A 22,469-nucleotide genomic window follows, 5' to 3' on the forward strand; every position below is an offset into this window, starting at 1 on the left:
TCTGCTACTCTGCTGTTGTCGCATCTCCGCCAGATGAATCCGATCCGCCATCCGACTGGCTGTCTGCGCCTGACTTTGAATTATCGGAACCATCTGATGAACTCGATGAGCCACCGGTGGATGTTGCTCCTGATTCCTTAGCTATGACATCGCCCTCTGAAAGACCTGACAGTATAACCGTCTTGGTCTTGTCTGCCTCGCCGAGAGTGACATACTGCTTTATGATCTCATCATCCTTGATGAGCCATACATAGTCATACTCATTTGAATTGTTCTTGCTCGTCTCATGATAGATCATGTTGTTAGGTATCATGACTACGTTCTCATAGGACTTTGTCGGGTAGCTGACCTGATATGACTTCGGCTTCTTGTAAAAGCTTGCATCATCAACCTTTATATAATACTTCAGTTCATCACTGCCTGAACACTTGGTTACGTGAACCCCGCCCTCTGAATCAGTACTGATATATGACTTGGAGCTGTCTCCGGTGCTTCCGACACACACTCCGCTTATCTTTTTACCGCTGTTGTTCTTATTTGATATTGAAACCTTCTGGTTTACAGCAAGTTTTCCCTCTGATATGGATATCGCCAGGATCACATTGTCGTTGCTTCCGACTGTGAGTACATTTGCACCTTCCTTGACAGCCACATCAGTCTTCGCGCCAACCGAGAGGACTGTTCCCGCCTGGTCAGCGTAGACAGTTATCTTTCCGCTTCCATCATTGTTCTTGTTGAGCTTTTCTCTCTGTGCGTTTAAGCTCTTAATGGTTGCATTGTGTGTATATATCCTAAGATCCTTGTTGTATGTAACAACATTTCTCTGACACACGAGCTGCTCCGCCATGTAGAGAGTGTTCTCTGCATCCGTCGGCGTTGCCACCTTACCCTTCTGGTATCTCGTGATCTCATTTGTAAGCTCATTTATCTGATCATCAAAATCCTTGAGATCCGAACTGTAAGTCTGGTTCTCCTCGCTGATCTGGTTATCTATATCCTTGACCGCCGCTGTTCCGCCGCCACTGTCAATGACAAACAGCACATCCCCCTTCTTAACCTTCTGGCCCTTCTTGACGTTGAGTGACGTGAAGCGTCCATCGCATGGTGCAGTGTAGCTGACACTGTTGAGGTCCTCCACCGAGAACGAATCGCTCTTCACCGTTGCTGTCTTCGTATATGAATCGAGTGCCACCGTGTATTCTGTGTAATCACTAGGCATGACCGCATCTGAAGCGTAGTAGACAAGATCGCCTTCCTTGAGTCCGCTGACTACCTCTGTGTAGTTATTGTCGCTGGCACCGGTCTCTATATCCCTGCGCTCCTTCTCACTGGAATCTGTCTTGACATATACAAATTTCTGGTTGTTCTCCTCGTATATGGAATCATTTCCCACTGTGAGTACGTCCTTTGCATCGGATGTACTGAAATACAGTGACACCGTGTTGCCCACGCTGAGGATCTTATCTGCATCCTTCACACCCTTGAGCTTAAATCTTGTGTATGGAAGACTTGACATGCTCTGTGCCACAGCAATCTCCTGATTGGTGTAGTTGTATGGCACTATGTCATACTGCTTTCCATTTATCACAGTGTACATGTTCTTATACATGCTGTATGTATTCTTCTTGAAGCTCTCACCGGTTATCTCTATATATGGATCACTGTAATCTGAAACCACGACCACGTTCTCACCGCCGCCGACAGTATTCTCACTGCCGCTTATCTTCTTGGCGTATGTTACCGTGCCCGGACGGTCTGCTTTGAGCGTTCCGCTCTGCTTGACCTTGTCCTCATCCTCGTCCTGCTGTGTGAGCTTTTTCTGCTCATACTCATATAAAAGATTATCGTACCTGTTGTTCTCCTCATTTATGGCTTTTTCTGTTCTGGCCTCTGCAGCGCCCTTTGAATCACCGATCTCTTCGCACGCCTTTATCTTCCAGTCCAGCTCAGCCTGATTCTGCTCATATATCTTCTGCTTGATCTCATGTGAATACTTCTTCACATCCTGGGAATCAGCTCCCGAGCTGTCGTCCCCATCCATCGATGTTGAAGAATCATCCACTATTGAGCCTGAATCTGTATCACTGCCATCGTCTCCCGATGCTGTGGATGCATTGCTGTCGGTCTCTGCAAGAACCGTGTCCTTCTTGACCTCATCGCCCACATTCACATACACCTTTGACAGAGTCACAGATGTGTCATAGTAATAACAATAGTCAGTTGGGACTATCGTTCCGGTCTTGATGACCTTTTTGCCTATATCTCCATATGTGACCGGTCTGTATGCCTCGTTTGTACTTACTGGTTCAACGAGCTCAGGAACCTTCTCGCTGTTCTCCTTGCCACAGCCCGCCATTCCTCCTGCCATGACAAATGACATTACAAGGCATGCTATTCTGGCGGTCATATTCTTTTTTGTCCGTGTGCTGCCTTTATGCATAATATTCTGTCTCATCAATTTATCACCACCTGCTCTCCGGCCTTCAGTCCTGATTTGATAACTGTATAATCATCCACCGTATCTCCAACGGTAACTTCTACCGCATTCCTGTATCCGTCCTCATTTACAGTGTACACATACTTCTTCTCATCCGAGCCGTCAAACACAGCCTTTTTATTCACATATACAACGTTCTTTACAACCGGCTTATCTATGACCATCTTGAGGGTATCCGCTTCGGTCACTCCGGTCATATCACTGACAGGCTGAAATGTAAGTTTCTGCATCTCCTCTCCGGTGGCAGAGCTTGTATACTTCTCACACTTCGTGAGCTTCAGTGTAAATGTTGCCTCCTGAAAATCAGCATCGTAGGTCTGCCCCTCCTTGAATTCGTATGAATCCGCAGTCTCTGATACATAATCAGACGAACCCGAATCCACCGTTATGAGCGTATCACCCGCTGTGACATATCCATACTGCAGATCTGAGTTGACATAAGTCACTGTTCCGTTCTTGTCTGCAATGACCTGATACTCCTTCATTCTCTCGTTCTGCTCTTTGATGTATGTATCCGCCAGATCCATATCCTCCTTCGCCGCGGATATGTCACTGGAGTAATCCTGGCTGCTGTCTATGCTCGCCAGCCTGTTGTAATGGTCTATAAGAAGCTGATCCCGCTCCTTCTGATCCGTATACTGATCTATGGTCTTCTGGATATCCTTGGCCTCAAACTGGATCATCACATCGCCTTTGGCCACCTTATCGCCCTCTTTTACCTTGACCTCCTGAACCTTGTAGTCAGACTGCTGTATCGAGTAATCATTGCTGCTGTAACCATCAGGCTTGAGCTCCAATGTTAATGAGGACTGGATATCTCCGCTCTTAACCTGTTCCGTATTGAATTCCACCTTGCTATACGGCTCTATATTTATTCTGGAACTTCCTGTCTGTCCACCGGTACTGCCTCCACAGCCAACCAGCGACACGGACATCAGACCGGCAATCGCTGCCGCCAGAACCTTCTTATTGAATATCGCTTTTGACACGCTCTATTCCTCCTGTTTTTATGAATATATTTGATTCTACCCCCTGTCAGCCCATATATCAAGGAAATCTCCCGGGAGTTAATATTAGTTAAAAAAAAAGAGAAAGCTTATGTTTTAAGCTTTCTCTCGAAATAAAAAATGCGGGAGATGGGACTTGAACCCACACGCCGTTTCCAGCACTAGATCCTTAGTCTAGCCTGTCTGCCAATTCCAGCACTCCCGCATATTCTATATGTAATTGATAACCGCCCATTCTCTCACATCCGAAATTCCATAGGACTTTCAAAATAAAAATGCGGGAGATGGGACTTGAACCCACACGCCGTTTCCAGCACTAGATCCTTAGTCTAGCCTGTCTGCCAATTCCAGCACTCCCGCATATTTATGTGATGTCGACTTCTGTGCTCGTCACCAACGAATAAGATAATACCATCTATCGAATACAAAGTCAACAACTTTTTTCAGATTTTTATCATATTAGTGAGCTTTCTGTCCACATCCTTCATAAGGTACTCCTTGAACGCTGTGTAATACTCATGTGTGAACTGTGTATACAGGAACTTATTCCAAAGATTACTGCAGTATGTACTGTCAAAATCATAATATGAATCAGTATATACCAGACCATTGCTGAACCTGGTCACATCCAGATACGGTTCCTTTCCTGCATAGTTAAGTCTCATAACGAGGTTCTTCTGCTCACTACAGCAAGCAAAAGTCTCAAGAAACATCTTCATCTGATCCTTTGTTATTCTCTCTACGAACATATGTGCCTCCTACTCTGTGTCTTTACTCTCATTGGTCATATCCCCTTAACCTCTATAATTATAGCATACGCCTCCGAATTATAAAACCTTTTCGCGCAACAAAAGAACCGGATGTGTAAGTTTATACCACATCCGGTTCTTTTTACTTATATATAGAAGATTCTATATTCTATATTATGATAACTGTGCCTTTGCAACCTCAACAAGCTTTGCAAATCCCTCAGCATCGCTGATAGCCATCTCTGAGAGCATCTTTCTGTTGATGTCAACACCTGCCAGCTTAAGACCATGCATAAGCTTGCTGTATGAGATGTCGTTCATTCTTGCTGCTGCGTTGATACGAGCGATCCAGAGCTGTCTGAACTGTCTCTTTCTCTGCTTTCTGCCAGCGTATGAAGATGTAAGTGCTCTCATAACTGACTGCTTTGCTACTCTATACTGCTTGCTTCTTGCTCCTCTGTAGCCCTTTGCAAGCTTTAATACCTTATTGTGCTTCTGCTTTGCGTTCATTCCGCCTTTAACTCTTGCCATTGGTTTTCTTCCTCCTGATCTATTAGATATAAGGTAATATCTTCTTCATTACCTTCTCGTTTGTTGCGTCTGTCATTGTAGCCTTTCTAAGATTTCTCTTTCTCTTAGTGGTCTTCTTTGTTAAGATATGACTCTTATAAGCTTTAGATCTCTTTAAACCGCCGTTAGCTGTTTTCTTGAAACGCTTAGCTGCTGCTCTTTTTGTCTTTAATTTAGCCATTTTACTTACTTCCTCCTTGAATTATATGTCTATAATAATTTAACGCTTTTGTGTTAAAAACATTATCATGCTTCTTCCTTCAAACTTAGCAGGCTTATCGATAACTGCTATCTCTGCAAGCTTCTCAGCAAAGTTGTCAAGAATAACCTTTGACTGCTCTACATGCGCAAGCTCTCTTCCCCTGAATCGCAGTGTAACCTTAACCTTATCGCCATGCTCAAGGAATTTTCTTGCCTGATTGATCTTGGTATTAAGGTCATTCGCATCGATGTTCGGTGAAAGTCTGACTTCCTTGACTTCCATGGTCTTCTGCTTCTTCTTGGCCTCTTTCTCTTTTCTGGCCTGCTCATAACGATACTTACCATAGTCAACTATCTTGCACACCGGTGGCTGTGCCTTAGGTGCTATCTTCACAAGATCAAGTCCTGCATCCTGAGCCATCTTGTATGCATCCCTGGATGACATTATTCCAACAAGCTGACCATCTTCTCCGATGAGTCGTACCTCTCTGTCTCTAATCTGTTCGTTGATCATTAAATCGCTAATGACTCTCTACCTCCACACTTTTAAAATTCAATTCTCTGACATAAGAAAAGTGGATAGAACCATCTATCCACTTTCTTAATACAAAGCATATTCAAACTCAGGAAAACCCTGTAAATCTTCTAAGCTAAATATTAACCCGAGTCATGCCAGACCATGCTGAGGTGAGAGTGGATACTCTGCTTCTATGTTCACTGTTTCACACAGCAATGGTAGAATACCACATCGCCAGCCGTGTGTCAACTGTTATTTTTCTTTTGTCGATATGCCTCTGTGCTGCCTTTATATCACTCATTATCGCCGTGGGATTCAACCGGGATGAACACCCTGTCATTGTCCTCTTCCTTCACCGGCTTCTGACTCTCCTGCGCAAGCTTCACAAAATACATCTGTGAATCAAGCTTTGCCTTGCCCCTGAGATCCTGCTTCGCATATGAGCCGTCAGGCTGCATGATGTGAGCCTTGAGTGTATCCTCAAGCTGTATCTTAAGGATATTCTTTATCTTCTTCTTAAGCTCCGGATCCTCTACAGGGAACGTTATCTCAACTCGCTTGTCCAGATTTCTAGGCATCCAGTCCGCACTTCCCATGTATATATCCTCAAATCCGTCATTATAGAAATAGAATATTCTCGAGTGCTCAAGATAATTTCCAACTATGGATCTTACTGATATATTATCTGAAAGTCCCGGAACTCCTGCCTTGATACAGCATATTCCCCTGACGATGAGTTCGATCTTTACGCCTGCCTTTGAGGCATCGTAGAGCGCATTCATGATCACCGGATCACAGAGACTGTTCATCTTGGCAACTATCCTTGCCTTTTTGCCCTGTCTCGCATTCTCTGCCTCACGGCCTATCAGCATGAGGAATTTGTCCTTCAGCCAGATCGGGGCAACTGCAAGCTTGTTCCACTTCTTCGGCTCTGAATATCCTGACAGCATGTTGAACACCGCCGTCGCGTCCTCTCCTATGGCATCGCTGCAGGTGAGAAGTCCCATGTCAGTGTAAAGCTTTGCGGTCTGATCATTGTAATTTCCTGTTCCCAGATGCACATATCTTCTGATTCCGTCCTCCTCGCGTCTGACAACCAGTGCGATCTTGGAATGTGTCTTAAGACCCACAAGGCCATAGATAACATGACAGCCCGCCTGCTCCAGCTTCTTGGCCCACGCTATATTGTTCTCCTCGTCAAATCTTGCCTTGAGCTCGACGAGAACAGTTACCTGCTTGCCATTTTCGGCAGCCTGTGCAAGTGCCGCGATGATAGGTGAATTGCCGCTGACACGGTAAAGTGTCTGCTTGATCGCCAGGACATCAGGATCATTTGCCGCCTGTTTTATGAACTCTATGACCGGAGTGAACTCATAATATGGATGGAACAGAAGGATGTCTCCCTTCTTTATCCTGTCAAATATATGGCTGTAATCGCCCATTCCAGGTACAGGCTGCGGTTTGTACTTAGGATACTTCAAATGGTCAAAACCATCTATGCCGTTCACCTTCATGAGGAATGTGAGATCAAGAGGTCCGTTGATCTTGTATACGACCTCGTCATCGACTCCGAGATGCTTCTTGAGCTCCTTAAGGAGCTTCTTGTCCATGGCCTCGTCCACCTCAAGTCTTATGACCTCGCCCCACTGTCTCTGCTTGAGCTGCTTCTCGATCTCCTTCAGCAGATCTGCGGTCTCCTCCTCATCTATGGAGAAGTCTGCATTTCTCATGATACGGTATGGATATGCACACACTATGTCGTAGTTCAGGAACAGCTTGTCAAGGTTCTTCTCAATAACCTCCTCCAGAAGAATTATCTCGGTAACGCCCTTCTCCTCAGAAGGAAGTCTCACGATCCTTGGAAGTACAGATGGAACCTGGACGGTCGCTATATCCGTCACGTCCTTTTTCTTATCGTATATGAGTGCACCTATATTCAGTGATTTATTGCGCACCAGCGGGAATGGTCTGGACGAGTCCACCGCCATAGGTGTGAGTACCGGGTATACATCCTTCTCAAAGTATTTGTCCACGTACTTTGCCTGCTTTGGAGTGAGATCCTCATGGTGTCTCACAAGCTTCAATCCGTTCTGGGCAAGCTGAGGGATGAGGGATCTGTTCAGTGTCTGATACTGGTTCTTCATGAACTCTTTGGTGCTGGCATGGAGTGCGTCAAGCTGCTCCCGCGCCGTCATTCCGGCTATATCCTTCTTGGTGTATCCGGCATGCACCATATCCGTGAGTGATGCTATTCTTACCATGAAGAACTCATCCAGATTGGATGCCGTTATACTCAGGAACTTTATTCTCTCAAACAGAGGAATGGTCCTGTCCTTCGCCTCGGACAGACATCTCTTGTCAAATTCAAGCCAACTGAGCTCTCTGTTATAAAATATCGGATTCTTATCTGCCATCCTTTACAACCCCCTTTTCTGTTTTAACACAGGCTTCACTCCAAAGACCTTTCTGAACAGTTCAGTCTTGGTCTTGAACACCCCTGCCTCAAGCGTAATATCATTCAGTGTATCTACCGTCATCGTGAGCACGTAGTCCTTGAAGCTGAACTTCATATCACTTATCTTCTGCCTGTGGCTCTTGTCAAGGACATCCGCAAGTCTCAGTATGGATGCCAGCTTGGCGACCTTCATGTAATCCGCAGTCATCAGCGATACCTGTGCCTTTGTCTGTGAAGGGAGATAATACTCGTTGAACTTCACAATATTTGCAATCTCCTCCCTCTCCTTGTGGGACAGTCCAAGTATCTCCGTGGACATGATTATGTGATAGGACATCATGGTGCCCACGTTCATATTTACAAATTTGCCACAACTGTGGAGCATGGCTGCGATCTGGAGCTGCAGTCTCTCTCTCCTTCCGAGTCCGTGGACGCTCTTGAAGGAATCAAATATATCCAGTGCGTTCTGCGTCACATTCTGTGTGTGCTTCCTGTTGACCTTATATTTCTTGGCTATGCTGTTTGCCGATGCAATGATATCCTCGTCGAAATTCTTATTCAGCAGAAGCGTTCCGTTCTTATCCATATAATCGGCAACTATTCCGTCACAGAACGTAACATCCGGCGTGATGATATCCTCCGCCCTTGAGTTGTCGAGGAATGACTGGTAAATGATCGCCATCGGAAGCATCAGTGTCGCCCTCTCGTATGGCACACCGTATTTTTCTGAAAGGACCTCCGGGGTGGTCTCAACTACCTTGTGATAAAGCACGCGGAACTGATCTCTTGTGATCTTGTCTGTGATATTCAGCTCCGGTCCGACCTTCTTCAGATTTGCGATTCCGTCTCCTATGGCTATTATGCTCTTGATGTCCTTATCGTTTATAAAGAGGTTCCTGAACTCCTCTATGAAGTTCGATACAAACTCCTCCATGATATTCTCCAGAGCCACCGTGTCTGCGCCGTATTTTGCCAGATAATCCCTTATTCTCACGGCTCCTATAGGAAGGTTCTGTGTCTGGATCAGATTCTGCTTGTCAAATATAGATATCTGAAGACTTCCCGCTCCTATGTCCAGAAGCGCCCTGTTCTTCGTGTCGGCATCCTCAAACTTCGACTTTGCCGCATACGCCTTGTAGTTCATGAATCTCTGCTCCGAGTTGCTGAGCACTGAGACATCGATGCCTGTATGCTGCTTTATCCTCTCAAGGACCATGACTGAATTCTCCGCCTCACGCACAGCGGACGATGCATACGCCTTGTATTCACGCACATCGTATTCCCTCATCTTCCTGCGGAATTTGTTGAGGATCTCACATACCTTCATTATGGAATCCTCGGTTATCCTGCCACTGTTGTAGGTATCACTTCCGAGCTCAACTGTGCTGTTGACGTAATCGATCTCCCTCGCCCCTTTTTTGGGAGTTATCTCATACACCTTCATTGACAGCTCGTTAGAACCTACATCGATGGCTGCAAATACCTTACTTACCATATCTACCCCACCTTTCATGTTACTTATCAGTATGTTCCAATTATCTTGAAATCCATAGAATCCTTATTTATATGGTCCAGCGCATCTATCGTCGCCGGGTCCATGAGACTTCCCTCAAGAGTTATGAAGAATGAATATTCCCATTTTCTTCCCCTGAGAGGCCTCGACTCAATGCTTGTCATATTGAGCCCGTTATGTTTTATATGTCCAAGTATACTGTAAAGGGTTCCACTCTCATGTGGCAGTGCAAAGCATACGGATATATTTCCCGCACTCTTCACATACTCCTTTTTCTTTGACAGTATGATAAATCTCGTTGTGTTGTTCTCATTGTTGACTATATCGTCCTTGAGTATCTCAAGTCCGTATATATCTGCGGCAAGAGCGCTCGCTATGGCAGCCTGGGTAATATCGCCTTCATCCCTGACCTTCACCGCACCCACTGCAGTGTTCGCAACCGAGCACTGTGAGTATCCGGCTCTGTTTAGGAATTCACTGCACTGCAGAAGCCCCTGCTGATGGGAATATACAGTCTGTATATCAGAAAGCTTTGAGCCCGGAACTCCCATGAGCATATGTGCCACCTTGACCTCGTCTCCGCCCACGATGGTCAGGCCGCTGCTGCCAACCATATCATATATACCACTCACAAATCCGGCAGAGGAATTCTCTATGGGCAGGACTCCATAATCAGCCTTGCCGCTCTTCACCGTCTCTATGACATCCTCAAATTTTGCAACATTTACATTCTTTATATCCTTGCCAAAATAGTCATGCATAGCCTGATGACTGTAAGCCCCCGGAACACCCTGGTATACAACCACCGTGTCTTTATCGACCTTCAGATGATCCACGGGCATAAACCCGCTCACCACATCAGAGCTTATATGTGCCAGCGCAATATCTCTGCCCTCAACACACGCTCTGTCGATAAGCTCATTCTTTCTGGTGATAAGCTGCTGTATCTGCTCCTCCAGACTGTTTATCTCTTCCAATGTATTCATTCTATCTATCCTTCCACTTGAAGTGTCAATTTTGTCACTGTTTGTCCAGCCCGGCACGAAGCTCGGATATTGTCTTGCCAAGCAGCGGGTGCCTCTTGTATCCCGCTATCGTGGACAACGGTTCAAGTACAAACTCTCTCTTGTGCATCTCCACGTGTGGTATGTGAAGATCCTCACTGTCATACACGACATCATCATAAAGCAGGATATCGATATCCAGAGTTCTCGGTCCCCAGTGGATCAGCCTCTCTCTTCCCGCCGCTTTCTCTATTCCATTCACCAGTCTCAGCAGTTCCTCAGGAGTCCTGAGCGTCTCTATCTCCAGACAGCCGTTCAGGAAATCGTCCTGCTCAACGCCGCCATACGGCTCGGTCTCTATAAAATCTGATACTCTTGTCACCTTGGTGTATTTATCCTTGTTCAGCTCATCTATGGCCATGTCCAGATATGATTCCCTGTCGCCGATATTTGACCCAAGTCCAAGATATGCTGTGTGCTTTTTTCTGCTTATGGACACGGACACTGTATCTACATGTACCATGACCGGAGCCCACGGCTTCTTCACCGTCACATTTACCCCTCTCACATCATCGTAAGTGAGAAGTATCATGTCTGCTATCTCCTCAGCCACAGTCTCTATCAATTTATAATTTCTGTTCTTCATGACCTTCTGTATGCCATCGCACACGCTGCCATAGTTCACAGATTTTCTTATATCATCACTTCTGCCGGCCTCCTGGGTCGACACCTGCATGGATACGTCCACCACGAACTTCTGTCCAAGGACATTCTCCTCCCTGTACACTCCGTGATGTGCAAATACCTCAAGTCCTTTTATATTGATACTGTCCATACCGCACCTCCGCTATATGTTATCTGGCACTCAGCATCGCATGCGTCATCTTGAGTGCTCTGTAGTTGCTCTTCACATCGTGTACTCTGAAGAAATCGCAGCCCTTCACAAGCCCAAGCACTGATGTGGCAACTGTTCCCTCCTCGCGCTCGGTCACCGGAAGATCAAGTGTAAGTCCTATCATCGACTTTCTCGACGTTCCGAGGAGTATCGGGAGATCCCATTTGTGGAGCAGCTCCAGATTGTTCATGAGGAGCAGATTCTGATGCAGATCCTTTGCAAATCCTATTCCCGGATCCACCATGATCTTGTCCCTGTCTATGCCTGCTGCCAGAGCCATGTTAACCGACTCATCCAGATCTGATACAACATCAGCCAGATAGTCTGTGTAATCTGTGTTCTCCCTGTTGTGCATAAGACAGCACGCCTTGTCGTACTTCGCTATGACAGCCGCCATCTTCTCATCGTACTTCAGTCCCCATATATCGTTTATGAGATCTGCACCTGCATGTATACCCGCCTCAGCCACCGCAGACTTGTATGTGTCGAGTGATACTGCCACGTCGAAATCTCTCTTTATCGCCTCTATGATCGGTGCGGTCCTATCTATCTCCTCCTCACCCGATATCTTTGTATATCCAGGTCTTGTGGACTCACCGCCAACATCTATTATCACAGCACCCTCAGTTATCATCTTCTCTGTGGTAAACAGAGCTGTGTCCATGGTGTTATGCTGTCCTCCATCCGAAAATGAATCCGGGGTCACATTCAGTATCCCCATCACATAAGGTTCTTTTCCACTCTCAAATGTCTTGTTTCCTATTATCATCCTTTTATCCTCCAGATATAAAATATCCGCACATGACGTGCGACCCCTTGGTACTTCCCTTAATATTTTATCCCTGTATTGCGTGCACTCTCCAGCCAGTAACACTGGTCTGATGCCTTGCAGTCAAAACAGTTTCGAGACAGCTTATCCGCATTATACAACACATATGCCAGTCCTTCCCGCTCAGCACCGTCTGTATTGTGTGAGCCTATGGCATCACATATCTGCTCATTCTCCTGCGTGGAAAATCCGCACTGCTCCAGTATCCTGCCCGCATACTCAACACTCAGCTCATGATGCTTCCTGCCGGTGTCATCAGGATCTGCCCGTCCCACATCGTGAAGAAGTGCCGCGGCATATATGATCTCCTTGTCTATCGCATATCCCTGTTCGATATTCATTATATACGCTATCCTGGCAACATCCAGGCAGTGCTCAAGTCCATGCCTGCAGAATATCCTGTCGGTCTCCTTGTTCCGCACAGTCTCCATGAGACGTCTATATTCATCGTTGTATATGATCCTGTCCACTCTGTCCATCTCTGTCTGCATCAGCTTTCTATATATCCTCCATGTTCCGCACGGTCTATGATCGGCCCAATAAATGACAGCGAGCCAAATACAATCACCACCGGATCCTGCCTGTCATCAGCCAGCGTCATCGTCAGCCTCACGGCATCGTCCACATCTTCCTGCTCATAGACTTCATCTATATATGTCCCTGCCAGCCTTTTCAGCTCATGCCTTGAAAGTGCTCTCGGGTTATCCGGCTCAACTGCTATGAACGCAGAAGCCCCCGGCATCATGATCCTGAGCATCTGCTCATAGTCTTTGTCCTTGAACACCCCACATATATATATGAGGTCTCTTCCGGCAAAATACTCATCTATGTTCTGTCTAAGTGCTCTCCAGCCTCCCGGATTGTGTGCGCCATCCACATACAAGAGAGGTTTGTCCATAAGCTTCTGGAATCTTCCCTTCCAGAACGTCGCTTTAAGTCCTCTCCTTATGTCATCCTCAGTCAGCTCATATCCAAGCCTCATGAGAACATGTGCGGTCGCAGCCGCTGTGGCACTGTTATATATCTGATATATGCCCGGAACCTGAAGTTCGTATCTCTGTCCGTCATATATATATTCACTTCCACCTACTGACTCTCTGCATATCTCTATATCCTTCTCCCTGATAAGTACCGCCAAGTCCGATATATTATTCTGCTCACATGCCATATCCCACATATCCTCAAGCTCTGAGGCAAGCGGGTACGCCACACATGGGCAGTTCTTTTTCAATATTCCAAGCTTCTGTCTGTATATATCCCTCAGGGTATTCCCGAGGAAATGCATGTGATCCATGCTTATACTTGCTATTATCGTACAGACCGGGTGGCTACACACATTTGTGGCATCCTCCAGGCCTCCCATTCCGGTCTCAAGCAACAGGAAATCGACCTTTTTGTCGCAGAAATAACAGAACGCCACCGCTGTCTCCGTCTCAAACGATGTGGGTCTTCCCCAGCCGTCCGACACCATGTCATCCGCTGCATCTTTCACCGTCTCAAGATATACGGCAAAATCCTCCTCAGACATATATTCCTTATCTATCTGAAATCTCTCAAGATATGTAAATATCGTCGGAGATATATATCTTCCCACACTGTATCCTGCACTCTCAAGTATCTCGTCCAGAAATGCGCATATCGAACCTTTGCCATTTGTTCCTGCTATATGTATAACCGGGACTGCGTCCTGCGGATCGCCCAGCCTTCTCAGCAGCTCCTTTATACTGTCAAGCCCCAGAACGCTTCCCATGGTGTCCGTATATTCTATATAACTTCTTGCCTCTTCATAAGTCATGGCATATATCCGTCCCTTCTCATCTGTGCCTGATAAGTGGTGCATTCTCATCTATAGGCAGCAGCTCATACCCATCATCCCGGAGTCTTTCAATGAGCATCGGCAGTGATTCCACCGTGGTGTGCCTCGACTCAAGATCATGCATCAATATGACCACATCGTCGTGCTGCAGTGCATCCTTCATGATATTGTCGACAAGCTGCTCCGGCGTGTAGCTGCCACACACGGCATCATTGTTCAGCGCATTCCAATCATAATATATAAGCCCCTCGGCATTCACATAGTCTATCAGGGTGTTCATATCCACTCTGGATACCGTATTTGAACTGCCGCCCGGGAATCTGTAATATACACAATTTACACCTGTTACATCATACAATAAATTTCGCAATTCCTCAATATCTTCGGAGAAATCAGCAAGGCTTCCATATATTTTATCGTAATCATGGGTGTACGAATGAAGCCCCAGTGTATGTCCCCTATCCACTATATCCCGGTAGGCATCATAATAGCTCTTGTCGCGCCCCACGACAAAAAATGTCGCCTTCACATCGTATTTATCAAGGATATCCAGTATCTCCACTGTGTTCCCGGATGGCCCATCGTCAAATGTGAGATACGCCCTCTTCGTTATCTCCGGCTCCGCATCAGACTCCGTTTCATCCTTCTCCGGCTGCATCTCCCCGGTATCATTTGCCCCATCCACCTCCGATGGTGTGCTCTCATCCGCCCCCAGGACATTTGCCTGCTGCCTGACCGGCCCTCCGGCAGTATAAAAGCCCCACCTCGACTGGCTGATTATGTAATAACAACAGAAAATTATGGCAAGAAATATGGCAACCGCCAGCATAATATACTGCCATCTGTCAGTCACCTCCTGCACATTGTCAATTTTTTTCAAATGATCCTCGCCGCCTATAGCATTTTTTCTATTATATTATTTTTTATTTTTAATTATGTGTCTATTTTTTATGCCATGAATATTTCTCAGATATACGGAGAATATAAATAGCAAATATTAAAAAAAGGAGAACATGTACAATGAAAAAATACTTTTTACTTGTGACGTGTATGACACTCACCATGATCCTCTTCTGTGGTTGTGGCAATTCAAACGGTGCTTCAAGCACTGGCTCATCTTCAGCAGCCAGCACCCAGACAACATCTGAGGCTCAGAATGGTAACAGCTCTGAGGAAAACAGCACCGACTCATCTGACAAAGGCGTTGTAGGCGGAGCAGCCGACGCTGTAAAGGATGTCGCTGACGGCGTGGCCGACGGTGTAAAGGATGTCGCTGACGGCGTGGGAAACACCGTGTCAGGCATCTTCGGTTCATTCGATGATGCCCAGGACTGGTTCATGGATCAGCTTCCCGCAGGTGACGGAAGATTCGAGGTTGCCAACAGTGACAAGGATCTCACAGAATTTTCCGGTGGAAAAACAGGCTACCACATCGAGCTCCACGACAACAATAAAGAGGGCGACACCAAGGTCGGTGATTTCTATATCGACTCCAGCGATGGCAAGGTGTACAGATCCGATGAGCACGGGAAGACATTTGCAGAGTATGATTTCTCTGATTATAAATAGATGAAATATCCCGCATGAAAAAACAAGCGGCACGGAGGTATCTGAAAACCTCCATGCCGCTTTATTCTATGTTCTTATTCTGCCACATCCGCTGCATCATCAGCTTCAGTAACAGTCACTGGTTCGTCTTCACCCTTCTTGTCTGAGCTCAGCATCTCTCCTGTGAGCGGATTGATCTTGACTCCCATCTCCGACGCAATGAGATTGTACATGTCAAACTCTCTGTCTCTGGCAGCCTTCTTTCTGGCCTTTACGCCCCTGGATCTGACCAGCTCCACTATTCCGAATCCGATCATCAGTATGCCGAAGAATATGAAGCCCGCCATATTTTTTGAAAAAAATGCATGAGCCACACTTATTGCGCCTATTCCGATCATCACGATACCCATAACGAAATTGAACATATATGCTTTACCGCCTTTCACCAATCATCTGTTTACAAACGCATCTATGCCCGCCTTCTCGAGCATTCTGTCGTATTGCTCATACATATACTGGACACTGTTCTCAAGAAGATGATAGTGCATTATGTATGGAACAAGCAGCACCATGAATGCAAGTGCAAGTATCAGCAGCGATATATTGTCCGTCACTACAAATGTTATACATGTTGCAACCGTCAATACGGCAAACAATACCAGCACTATGAGGTGGATAAGTCTCTCATGCATGAAAAATCCTACCTGCGTGAGATGTCTCTCTGCCTCCCGTGCAAAGTCCACATCATTCCTCTTTAAAAGCTCATCAATATATGCTATATACCGGCGTATCCTCTTTGCCATCTGCCGCATCTTCCTTTCCTGATCCCTGCCGAACCGTCAGGCTAGTTCATCACCTTGTTCATAAAGTGCTCCCACTGTGCGATCACCTTATCATAGTAAAAACTCAGAACATAGGATTCCTCATCCACATCTATTATCATCTGATAGCATTTTCTGTCAGCATTCTCCGAAGACTTGAGCATCTCCTTTGGCTGACCCGAATAAAATACAACCTTGCCCTCAAAGCTCTTCAGCACATCCTCATAGTCCGCCCTGTCCACAGGCTTATCCGGTACTGACTCCTGGAGGACATCGTTCGCATCGTAATACTTATGACCCTCTAGCAGAAGTGCCTCGATCTCAGGCTCAGTGAATCTGACCTGCATATCACTGGCATATCTGTCAGTATAGAGCTCATTTGCAGAGTTGTCCTCTCTGACTACCGCGCCGTCAAATTCAAATTCCAGGATTCCCTGCTTCTCCGAATATATGCATCTGATCAGAGTCGCATCCCTGAAAGAGAGCGTCTCGATCTCATCTACACTCTTGTACTTCATATCTGTATCTCCAACTAGTCCATTGCCTTCTTGATGGCCGCAAGAAGCTCATCGTATGTCTCAAATGCCTCAAGATCAGGATTGTCCGCCTTGATCTGATCTGTGCTCTTGAACAGGAAGCCTGCCTTGCTCGCATAGATCATTCCCAGATCGTTGTGGCTGTCACCGCTTGCTATAGTGTCGTAGCCGATTGACTGCAGAGCCTTGACTGTTGTGAGCTTCGACTGTGGGCATCTCATCTTGAAGCCTGTGATCTCACCGTCATCTGCAACGATCAGCTCATTACAGAATATTGTAGGGTAACCGAGCTTCTTCATGAGAGGGCCTGCAAACTGTGAAAATGTATCGCTTATGATTATCACCTGTCCTATGGATCTCAGCTCATCCAGAAACTCCTTTGCTCCAGGGATAGGATCTATCTTTGCTATAGTCTCCTGTATCTCCTTGAGTCCAAGTCCGTGCTCCTTAAGTATACCAAGTCTCCAGTTCATGAGCTTATCGTAGTCAGGCTCATCCCTTGTTGTTCTCTTAAGCTCAGGTATTCCGCTTGCCTCCGCAAATGCGATCCAAATCTCAGGCACCAGTACTCCCTCTAAATCAAGACATGTTATATACATATTATATTATCCTCCGTTCTTATAAATAGTGTGAATTAATGCATGTCATACTCCTCCCGTTTCTGACCACACAGATGCATTATAGCACAGTATCACGCAGACTAACAATCACTACTTTCAGGCATTTGCCCGGACTTCTTCCATCTGTCCAGAGCGTATCCATAATCCCGGATTATCATGTCGAGCTGCACCCTTTCCGTCACTCTCATGTGGCTTCCCTTCAGGTATACTCCGTCCATGAAACCGGTCCGTATCGTCATTCCGCACTCACCTCTCATCGCAGCCGGTCTCTTCACCACACTTGCCCCCGCCGCCTTCTGAAGCTCTTCGTACCTTTCATAATTCTTCTGCCATGCCCTCATATAGGTCTCAACTTTCCTTCCCGGAATATTGACCCTCACTCCACCATAGCGTCCATCCGGCCCCGGGAAGAAATACTCTATCCTGAAGTCATTCTCACTTATTATTAGCGTACCGCCGCTCGCCAGCTCTTCTCTGCATGTTCTTCCCATAACTTATCCTCACACATTCCTGAGACTTTCAAATGTATTGTAAATGTTCAGCAGGCCATATCCCCACTCGGGATTCGGATACTGCCTAATCTCCAAAAGCCCGCCCGAACTTCCCGGTCTCACCGCTCCCCTTATCAGGTAGCCCCTTATCTGGTTGCCGTTTATATTCCTTATCATCTTTCTCCCATACGACCACTCAAGCATGATGGCACTGCAGCCCGCAGTGTACGAAGCCGCCACTGAGGTGCCGCTTCTTATAACCGTCTCCCCGCTGGCTCCTTCTCCCCTTATATTCACTCCAGGAGCGAGAAGATCCGGTTTCACCCTGCCGTCCGCCGTATAGCCTCTGCTGTTGTCGATATACAGATTACCATTTGAGTGATCATATGCGCAAGTGCATATCGCAGTCTCCGCCACCGCCGGGCTGGTTATGGTCACTCCCGGATCACTTGACACAAATCTCGTCCCCGGGGATACAAAGCTGCTTATGGGCAGCCACGCGTTAAAGCTGAGCTCCGTGGTTCCAACACCGTACACCCTTATCCGCCATATACCATTTGCCGGGGTTATAAATCTGAGCATGATGAGCTCCTGCCCAGCAGAATCCTCTACGAGAAAATAGTCGACATATATCATCCCACCTCCAAATATCGGACGGATGATCGAGCTCCTGTCATACCTCGGCGATATCCTCTCTATAAATTCCCCGCCGGGAATCTCTATGGCCACCGAGTAGGTATTGGTGGACTTACCCCATATCTCAAGTGTAAAGCTGTTGTGATCTGCCACATCGATCTCAACGACATCATATGCCCCTGTGACGATCCCGGAATAATGATGTCCTGCTCTCCCCTCGTTGCCACCGGCAGCAGATACCGCAAACCCCTGAAGATCTCCTATGTTGTTTATATATTTGTCCAGCGCTCCCGCCCCCGTATGGCTTCCACTGTTGGTCCCAAGCGTCACGAGTATGCTCATAGGCATGCGCAGCTTTTTCTGCTGCTCAAGCAGATATGCTATCGCTGTCATTATGTCAACCTCACTGTACGCATTTGCATCCGATGGAATACCATAAAAACTGCGGAGATTCTCCTTTGCCTGCTTTAACTTCACCACCACCAGGTCTGCCGACGGAGCCACACTCACAGCCGTTCCCGCGCAGAAGCTTCCATGCCCGGTGGTATCCGTCAATATCCTTTGTCTCTCATCCACAGCAGCCTGTATCTCCTCCGTGCTATACTCCCTGCCGTAGCCGTATGATGCGTTGTCAGCCTCCTCCACTGTCTGATCCCACGCCGCAAGTATCTTTGTCTTACCCCCATCCCGCACAAATGAACTGCCAAATATATCGATCCCCGTATCGACGATGCCAAGCAGTATCCCCTTTCCGGTGAGTCCGAGTATATTTTCCTGCTGGATATTGATAACCCCTATAGCCTCAAGAGCCCCCACATCGTCCATCAGGCCGTACACTTTGGGGAAAAGATTGTACTCAAGCCTTGAAAAACTCTCCATATACCCGGCCGGAAACGGCTGATATGCCACCGCATATCTGTCGTCTATTATGTTGAGCCCGTATGGCTGATACAGATCCATCAGAACTTCCCTGTCTCCGTTGTATTCTATTATATATTCCACATAATCCTCTGAGTAAACAGCATCTGATATCACCGCACATCCCTCCAGGGGCAATCTATATAGTATATGCAGCAAATTCCGAATCTTTACACAAAAATACCGCAGCACGGAAATTTCTCCGGCTGCGGTATGTCTCCATCTGTCCATTATATGTACCGGCTATATTCTATTTTATTGTTTTGTATCAATATACTTCTGAACCTGCTGCTTCAGGATATTGAACTGGCATGGACCTGTCTCGAGAACGACTGTATTGAACTCCTTCAGGTCAAACTTTGATCCAAGCTGTTCCTCAGCATAATCCCTGATCTCCTTCATCTCATAGAAGCCTGTTGAATAACTCTGGTATACGGCAGGATCACCTATCATGGTAGTATACAGATCGTCGGCAGCATCGCCGTTGAATCCCTTTTCATTCAGGTAATCTTTTGCTTCCTGCAGTGACCAGCCCTCATAGTTGATTCCTATATCGATCCTTCCACTTATGAGATAATTGATCTCATCGTTTAACCTGTACAGTTTTGCAACGGTGTCCGAATCAGATGCCCCATCAAATGTGTAATAGTTTATGGCATCATAGCACGCATACATTGCCCAGCCCTCCTTGTATCCAAGGAAGCTTAATATGGTACGTACCGGTTCAGGATCTGTTGACATGTAGTATGCATTCTGCAGCATGTGTCCCGGATATCCCTCATGGGCAAGTGTGGTCCACATACCATCCGTATGTTTGCCATTTACCCTGATAAGGTTGTTGTCCTGGTCATCGATCGCAGGTGACATATAGTATGCCAGCGTATTCTCCTGAATATCCTCAAGGCTCTTATCAAGCTTCTTCGCCTGATACTTTATCTCTCCAAAGTCTGGGTAGTTCTTGGTGGCTGTATTCATGAGTATATCTATTATTTCTGAAGGCTCCTTTGAGTCACTGTCTCCAAAGAGGTCATCGTAGTGCTCCACAAAATATTCATATGAATCGTACTGTGTCATGGCTATGGAATACAGATCTGTCATGAGATCTGACAGGTTGTCATCCAGCATCTGTGCCACTTCCTCAGGTGTCTTATCAGTTCCCGCAGCGTCCTTCAAAAGGTAAGCGTAATACTCTTTACCACCTTCATAGCCACACACACCGCCCTGGTTCTTACCGGTTCCCTTGAGCGATGACAGCACATCTATAACATCCTCATATGCAGGTATAAGACTTTCCGCAACGGCCTTCTTATTCTGTTCCTCAAAGTCCGCTATCTCGTCCGCAGTCAGGAAGTCCAGCGCCTCGATGTTATCGTTGAACACCTGTATCATGAAGTGATTGTCCTTGTCCTTGATGAAGTCTTCGCACTGCTCGATGACCTTATCGCACACGGAATCACTCATAAAATATCCCTTCTCGGACTTTGTCTTCTCAAACTCTAGATTGTCATCAAAATAATCCCTTACCATTCCAAGCACCTGGAGATATCTCTCCACATCACCCTTGTCGTCAAAACGGTAGTCTGTGAAATATGTGGATATATTCGACTGCAGTCCCTTCATAGGTGAGAACGGCTCGCTGAGGTATATGTTCAGATAACCCTCTGACTCCGTCTCCAGATACTGATTAAGTATATCGTATGTGAGCTGCTGGCTCTCCGTGAGATCGTCCCTGTCAAATGACTTGAGCTTGTCAAAGGACTCATCAAACTCAGCCTTACGTTTTTTGATTCCCTCATCGCTCATATCCGAATCGCCCAGAGATACCTCCGGCTCAGGAATACCAAGGGCATCCCCATCCTTTATCTCATAGTTGTACGAGAGTGTGTCCGATGTCACACTGTCCACATACTCATCGTGCAGATATTCCTCGAACTCCTTCTGCACCTTTGTGTAGTCGTCCGCATTATCCTTTATTGTTCCTGTGATAGTCTTCTCATCAAACATATGAGAAGTACATGCAGTCATCGACATGGCCATGGCTCCGACAACAGCAGCCACGACAAATCTTCTCATATTCTTTTTGAATCTGGTCATACATCTACTCCTTACTTAATATATTTTCCCTTCACATAACCTATCTACACATTGTATGCCATAAACCATACTATTGTCCATTTATTTTATGTTAAGGTTACAATATACCGAGTCCGTCCAGAACAACCTTTACTCCTATGAGTATAAGTATGATACCTCCGGCAAGCTCAGCCTTTGACTTGTACTTTGTTCCGAATATACTTCCGATCTTCACTCCGACCGCTGAACATATGAATGTGATACATCCTATGAATAATACCGCAAGTATGATATACAGAGTGGACAGCTTGAGGAATGCAAATGACACTCCAACCGCCAGTGCGTCTATGCTGGTTGCAACCGCCAGAAGGAACATGACCTTAAAGCTCATATCTGCATCTACTTCCTCTTCCTCGCCAAACGACTCCTTGATCATACTTCCGCCGATGAACAGGAGGAGCACAAATGCGATCCAGTGTGACCATTTGCTTACCAGATCTGCAAAAAAGCTTCCGAGGACATATCCTACCGTCGGCATAAGTGCCTGAAATCCTCCAAACCACGCACCTGCGATAAGCATGTGCTTCACCTTGATGTTGCGCAGGGACAACCCCTTACAGATAGACACGGCAAATGCATCCATTGAAAGACCAACTGCCAACAGGAATAACTCTGCAATACTCATAATTTTTCTCCTTGATATAGATTTGACGGATGCAGTCACAGACACATATAAAAAGAGACCTCCCGGGCAGCTAAAAGCTGTCCAGAAA

The 22,469-nt window shown here is 46.4% G+C and carries 23 protein-coding genes and 2 tRNA genes; 1 reads left to right on the forward strand and 24 read right to left on the reverse strand.

Going from position 1 to position 22,469, the window contains the following annotated elements:
- Nucleotides 1-4 precede the first annotated feature (4 nt).
- From DWW60_RS08270 to DWW60_RS08345, 16 genes are all read right to left on the reverse strand, one after another.
- Entirely contained in the window at nt 5-2,455 is a 2,451-nt protein-coding gene (locus tag DWW60_RS08270; RefSeq protein WP_117874992.1) for a biotin/lipoyl-binding protein, read from the reverse strand.
- Nucleotides 2,455-3,486, reverse strand: coding sequence for an efflux RND transporter periplasmic adaptor subunit (locus DWW60_RS08275; RefSeq protein WP_117874994.1), 1,032 nt, complete (start codon nt 3,484-3,486; stop codon nt 2,455-2,457). The genes DWW60_RS08270 and DWW60_RS08275 overlap by 1 nt, the downstream gene beginning before the upstream one ends.
- Nucleotides 3,487-3,625: 139 nt before the next feature.
- Nucleotides 3,626-3,709, reverse strand: a tRNA-Leu gene (locus DWW60_RS08280).
- A 71-nt stretch (nt 3,710-3,780) separates the two neighbouring features.
- Nucleotides 3,781-3,864 (reverse strand) — tRNA-Leu (locus DWW60_RS08285).
- An 83-nt stretch (nt 3,865-3,947) separates the two neighbouring features.
- Nucleotides 3,948-4,253: a hypothetical protein gene (locus tag DWW60_RS08290; RefSeq protein WP_015533881.1), complete on the reverse strand. Its 306-nt coding sequence runs from the start codon at nt 4,251-4,253 to the stop codon at nt 3,948-3,950.
- 174 nt (nt 4,254-4,427) lie between these two features.
- On the reverse strand, nt 4,428-4,784 hold the full coding sequence (gene rplT / locus DWW60_RS08295) for a 50S ribosomal protein L20 (RefSeq protein WP_004849136.1): 357 nt from the start codon (nt 4,782-4,784) through the stop codon (nt 4,428-4,430).
- Nucleotides 4,785-4,806: 22 nt separating this feature from the next.
- Entirely contained in the window at nt 4,807-5,004 is a 198-nt protein-coding gene (gene rpmI, locus DWW60_RS08300) for a 50S ribosomal protein L35 (RefSeq protein ID WP_004849138.1), read from the reverse strand.
- A 39-nt stretch (nt 5,005-5,043) separates the two neighbouring features.
- Nucleotides 5,044-5,538 (reverse strand): translation initiation factor IF-3, encoded by a 495-nt coding sequence (infC, locus tag DWW60_RS08305; protein ID WP_015533882.1) that lies wholly within the window; start codon nt 5,536-5,538, stop codon nt 5,044-5,046.
- Between the two features lie 296 nt (nt 5,539-5,834).
- A complete protein-coding gene (locus tag DWW60_RS08310) occupies nt 5,835-7,955 on the reverse strand; it encodes an RNA degradosome polyphosphate kinase (RefSeq protein WP_015533883.1) in 2,121 nt (706 codons plus the stop codon).
- Between the two features lie 3 nt (nt 7,956-7,958).
- Entirely contained in the window at nt 7,959-9,491 is a 1,533-nt protein-coding gene (locus DWW60_RS08315) for a Ppx/GppA phosphatase family protein (RefSeq protein WP_117874996.1), read from the reverse strand.
- Between the two features lie 26 nt (nt 9,492-9,517).
- A complete protein-coding gene (locus tag DWW60_RS08320) occupies nt 9,518-10,495 on the reverse strand; it encodes a prephenate dehydratase (protein WP_117874998.1) in 978 nt (325 codons plus the stop codon).
- 34 nt (nt 10,496-10,529) lie between these two features.
- Nucleotides 10,530-11,348: a 2-amino-4-hydroxy-6-hydroxymethyldihydropteridine diphosphokinase gene (gene folK / locus DWW60_RS08325; protein ID WP_117875001.1), complete on the reverse strand. Its 819-nt coding sequence runs from the start codon at nt 11,346-11,348 to the stop codon at nt 10,530-10,532.
- A 19-nt stretch (nt 11,349-11,367) separates the two neighbouring features.
- Nucleotides 11,368-12,177, reverse strand: a complete 810-nt coding sequence (gene folP / locus DWW60_RS08330; RefSeq protein ID WP_117875003.1) for a dihydropteroate synthase — start codon at nt 12,175-12,177, stop codon at nt 11,368-11,370.
- A 59-nt stretch (nt 12,178-12,236) separates the two neighbouring features.
- Nucleotides 12,237-12,728: an HD domain-containing protein gene (locus tag DWW60_RS08335; RefSeq protein ID WP_117875005.1), complete on the reverse strand. Its 492-nt coding sequence runs from the start codon at nt 12,726-12,728 to the stop codon at nt 12,237-12,239.
- A complete protein-coding gene (locus DWW60_RS08340) occupies nt 12,728-14,032 on the reverse strand; it encodes a bifunctional folylpolyglutamate synthase/dihydrofolate synthase (protein WP_243002937.1) in 1,305 nt (434 codons plus the stop codon). Before DWW60_RS08340 ends, DWW60_RS08335 begins: the two co-directional genes overlap by 1 nt.
- Before the next feature lie 19 nt (nt 14,033-14,051).
- Nucleotides 14,052-14,933 (reverse strand): polysaccharide deacetylase family protein, encoded by an 882-nt coding sequence (locus DWW60_RS08345; protein ID WP_238051350.1) that lies wholly within the window; start codon nt 14,931-14,933, stop codon nt 14,052-14,054.
- A 140-nt stretch (nt 14,934-15,073) separates the two neighbouring features.
- On the opposite strand from DWW60_RS08345, the gene DWW60_RS08350 reads away from it, so the two are divergent.
- Nucleotides 15,074-15,622, forward strand: coding sequence for a hypothetical protein (locus DWW60_RS08350; protein WP_117549238.1), 549 nt, complete (start codon nt 15,074-15,076; stop codon nt 15,620-15,622).
- Nucleotides 15,623-15,696: 74 nt separating this feature from the next.
- Here the strand turns inward: DWW60_RS08350 and DWW60_RS08355 are convergent, their stop codons facing one another.
- The 8 genes from DWW60_RS08355 to DWW60_RS08390 form a co-directional block, all read right to left on the reverse strand.
- On the reverse strand, nt 15,697-16,026 hold the full coding sequence (locus tag DWW60_RS08355; protein ID WP_117549241.1) for a DUF308 domain-containing protein: 330 nt from the start codon (nt 16,024-16,026) through the stop codon (nt 15,697-15,699).
- 24 nt (nt 16,027-16,050) lie between these two features.
- Entirely contained in the window at nt 16,051-16,404 is a 354-nt protein-coding gene (locus tag DWW60_RS08360; protein WP_117549243.1) for a hypothetical protein, read from the reverse strand.
- A gap of 41 nt (nt 16,405-16,445) precedes the next feature.
- Nucleotides 16,446-16,940: a hypothetical protein gene (locus DWW60_RS08365; protein ID WP_015533893.1), complete on the reverse strand. Its 495-nt coding sequence runs from the start codon at nt 16,938-16,940 to the stop codon at nt 16,446-16,448.
- A 14-nt stretch (nt 16,941-16,954) separates the two neighbouring features.
- Nucleotides 16,955-17,557 carry a bifunctional phosphoserine phosphatase/homoserine phosphotransferase ThrH gene (gene thrH / locus DWW60_RS08370; RefSeq protein ID WP_015533894.1) on the reverse strand — a complete coding sequence of 201 codons (603 nt, stop codon included), beginning with the start codon at nt 17,555-17,557 and terminating at the stop codon, nt 16,955-16,957.
- Nucleotides 17,558-17,658: 101 nt separating this feature from the next.
- On the reverse strand, nt 17,659-18,069 hold the full coding sequence (locus DWW60_RS08375; protein WP_015533895.1) for a hypothetical protein: 411 nt from the start codon (nt 18,067-18,069) through the stop codon (nt 17,659-17,661).
- A 9-nt stretch (nt 18,070-18,078) separates the two neighbouring features.
- Nucleotides 18,079-19,740 (reverse strand): S8 family peptidase, encoded by a 1,662-nt coding sequence (locus DWW60_RS08380; protein WP_117875009.1) that lies wholly within the window; start codon nt 19,738-19,740, stop codon nt 18,079-18,081.
- A gap of 138 nt (nt 19,741-19,878) precedes the next feature.
- Nucleotides 19,879-21,717: a DUF885 domain-containing protein gene (locus tag DWW60_RS08385; protein ID WP_117875011.1), complete on the reverse strand. Its 1,839-nt coding sequence runs from the start codon at nt 21,715-21,717 to the stop codon at nt 19,879-19,881.
- A gap of 97 nt (nt 21,718-21,814) precedes the next feature.
- A complete protein-coding gene (locus DWW60_RS08390; RefSeq protein ID WP_015533897.1) occupies nt 21,815-22,381 on the reverse strand; it encodes a manganese efflux pump MntP in 567 nt (188 codons plus the stop codon).
- Between the last annotated feature and the right edge of the window lie 88 nt (nt 22,382-22,469).

The organism is Coprococcus sp. AF16-22, from assembly GCF_003461545.1.
GTDB classification, from domain to species: Bacteria; Bacillota; Clostridia; order Lachnospirales; family Lachnospiraceae; genus Coprococcus; species Coprococcus aceti.

Excerpts from the sequence above, each read along its gene's own strand:
- DWW60_RS08320 (WP_117874998.1), bottom strand. The coding sequence starts at position 10,495 with ATGAATACATTGGAAGAGATAAACAGTCTGGAGGAGCAGATACAGCAG.
- rpmI (WP_004849138.1), bottom strand. The coding sequence starts at position 5,004 with ATGGCTAAATTAAAGACAAAAAGAGCAGCAGCTAAGCGTTTCAAGAAA.
- DWW60_RS08375 (WP_015533895.1), bottom strand. The coding sequence starts at position 18,069 with ATGGGAAGAACATGCAGAGAAGAGCTGGCGAGCGGCGGTACGCTAATA.
- DWW60_RS08310 (WP_015533883.1), bottom strand. The coding sequence starts at position 7,955 with ATGGCAGATAAGAATCCGATATTTTATAACAGAGAGCTCAGTTGGCTT.
- DWW60_RS08290 (WP_015533881.1), bottom strand. The coding sequence starts at position 4,253 with ATGTTCGTAGAGAGAATAACAAAGGATCAGATGAAGATGTTTCTTGAG.
- rplT (WP_004849136.1), bottom strand. The coding sequence starts at position 4,784 with ATGGCAAGAGTTAAAGGCGGAATGAACGCAAAGCAGAAGCACAATAAG.
- DWW60_RS08385 (WP_117875011.1), bottom strand. The coding sequence starts at position 21,717 with ATGACCAGATTCAAAAAGAATATGAGAAGATTTGTCGTGGCTGCTGTT.
- DWW60_RS08365 (WP_015533893.1), bottom strand. The coding sequence starts at position 16,940 with ATGAAGTACAAGAGTGTAGATGAGATCGAGACGCTCTCTTTCAGGGAT.
- DWW60_RS08315 (WP_117874996.1), bottom strand. The coding sequence starts at position 9,491 with ATGGTAAGTAAGGTATTTGCAGCCATCGATGTAGGTTCTAACGAGCTG.
- DWW60_RS08355 (WP_117549241.1), bottom strand. The coding sequence starts at position 16,026 with ATGTTCAATTTCGTTATGGGTATCGTGATGATCGGAATAGGCGCAATA.
- DWW60_RS08335 (WP_117875005.1), bottom strand. The coding sequence starts at position 12,728 with ATGCAGACAGAGATGGACAGAGTGGACAGGATCATATACAACGATGAA.
- DWW60_RS08350 (WP_117549238.1), top strand. The coding sequence starts at position 15,074 with ATGAAAAAATACTTTTTACTTGTGACGTGTATGACACTCACCATGATC.
- folK (WP_117875001.1), bottom strand. The coding sequence starts at position 11,348 with ATGGACAGTATCAATATAAAAGGACTTGAGGTATTTGCACATCACGGA.
- DWW60_RS08340 (WP_243002937.1), bottom strand. The coding sequence starts at position 14,032 with ATGACTTATGAAGAGGCAAGAAGTTATATAGAATATACGGACACCATG.
- DWW60_RS08270 (WP_117874992.1), bottom strand. The coding sequence starts at position 2,455 with ATGAGACAGAATATTATGCATAAAGGCAGCACACGGACAAAAAAGAAT.
- DWW60_RS08390 (WP_015533897.1), bottom strand. The coding sequence starts at position 22,381 with ATGAGTATTGCAGAGTTATTCCTGTTGGCAGTTGGTCTTTCAATGGAT.
- DWW60_RS08360 (WP_117549243.1), bottom strand. The coding sequence starts at position 16,404 with ATGGCAAAGAGGATACGCCGGTATATAGCATATATTGATGAGCTTTTA.
- folP (WP_117875003.1), bottom strand. The coding sequence starts at position 12,177 with ATGATAATAGGAAACAAGACATTTGAGAGTGGAAAAGAACCTTATGTG.
- infC (WP_015533882.1), bottom strand. The coding sequence starts at position 5,538 with ATGATCAACGAACAGATTAGAGACAGAGAGGTACGACTCATCGGAGAA.
- thrH (WP_015533894.1), bottom strand. The coding sequence starts at position 17,557 with ATGTATATAACATGTCTTGATTTAGAGGGAGTACTGGTGCCTGAGATT.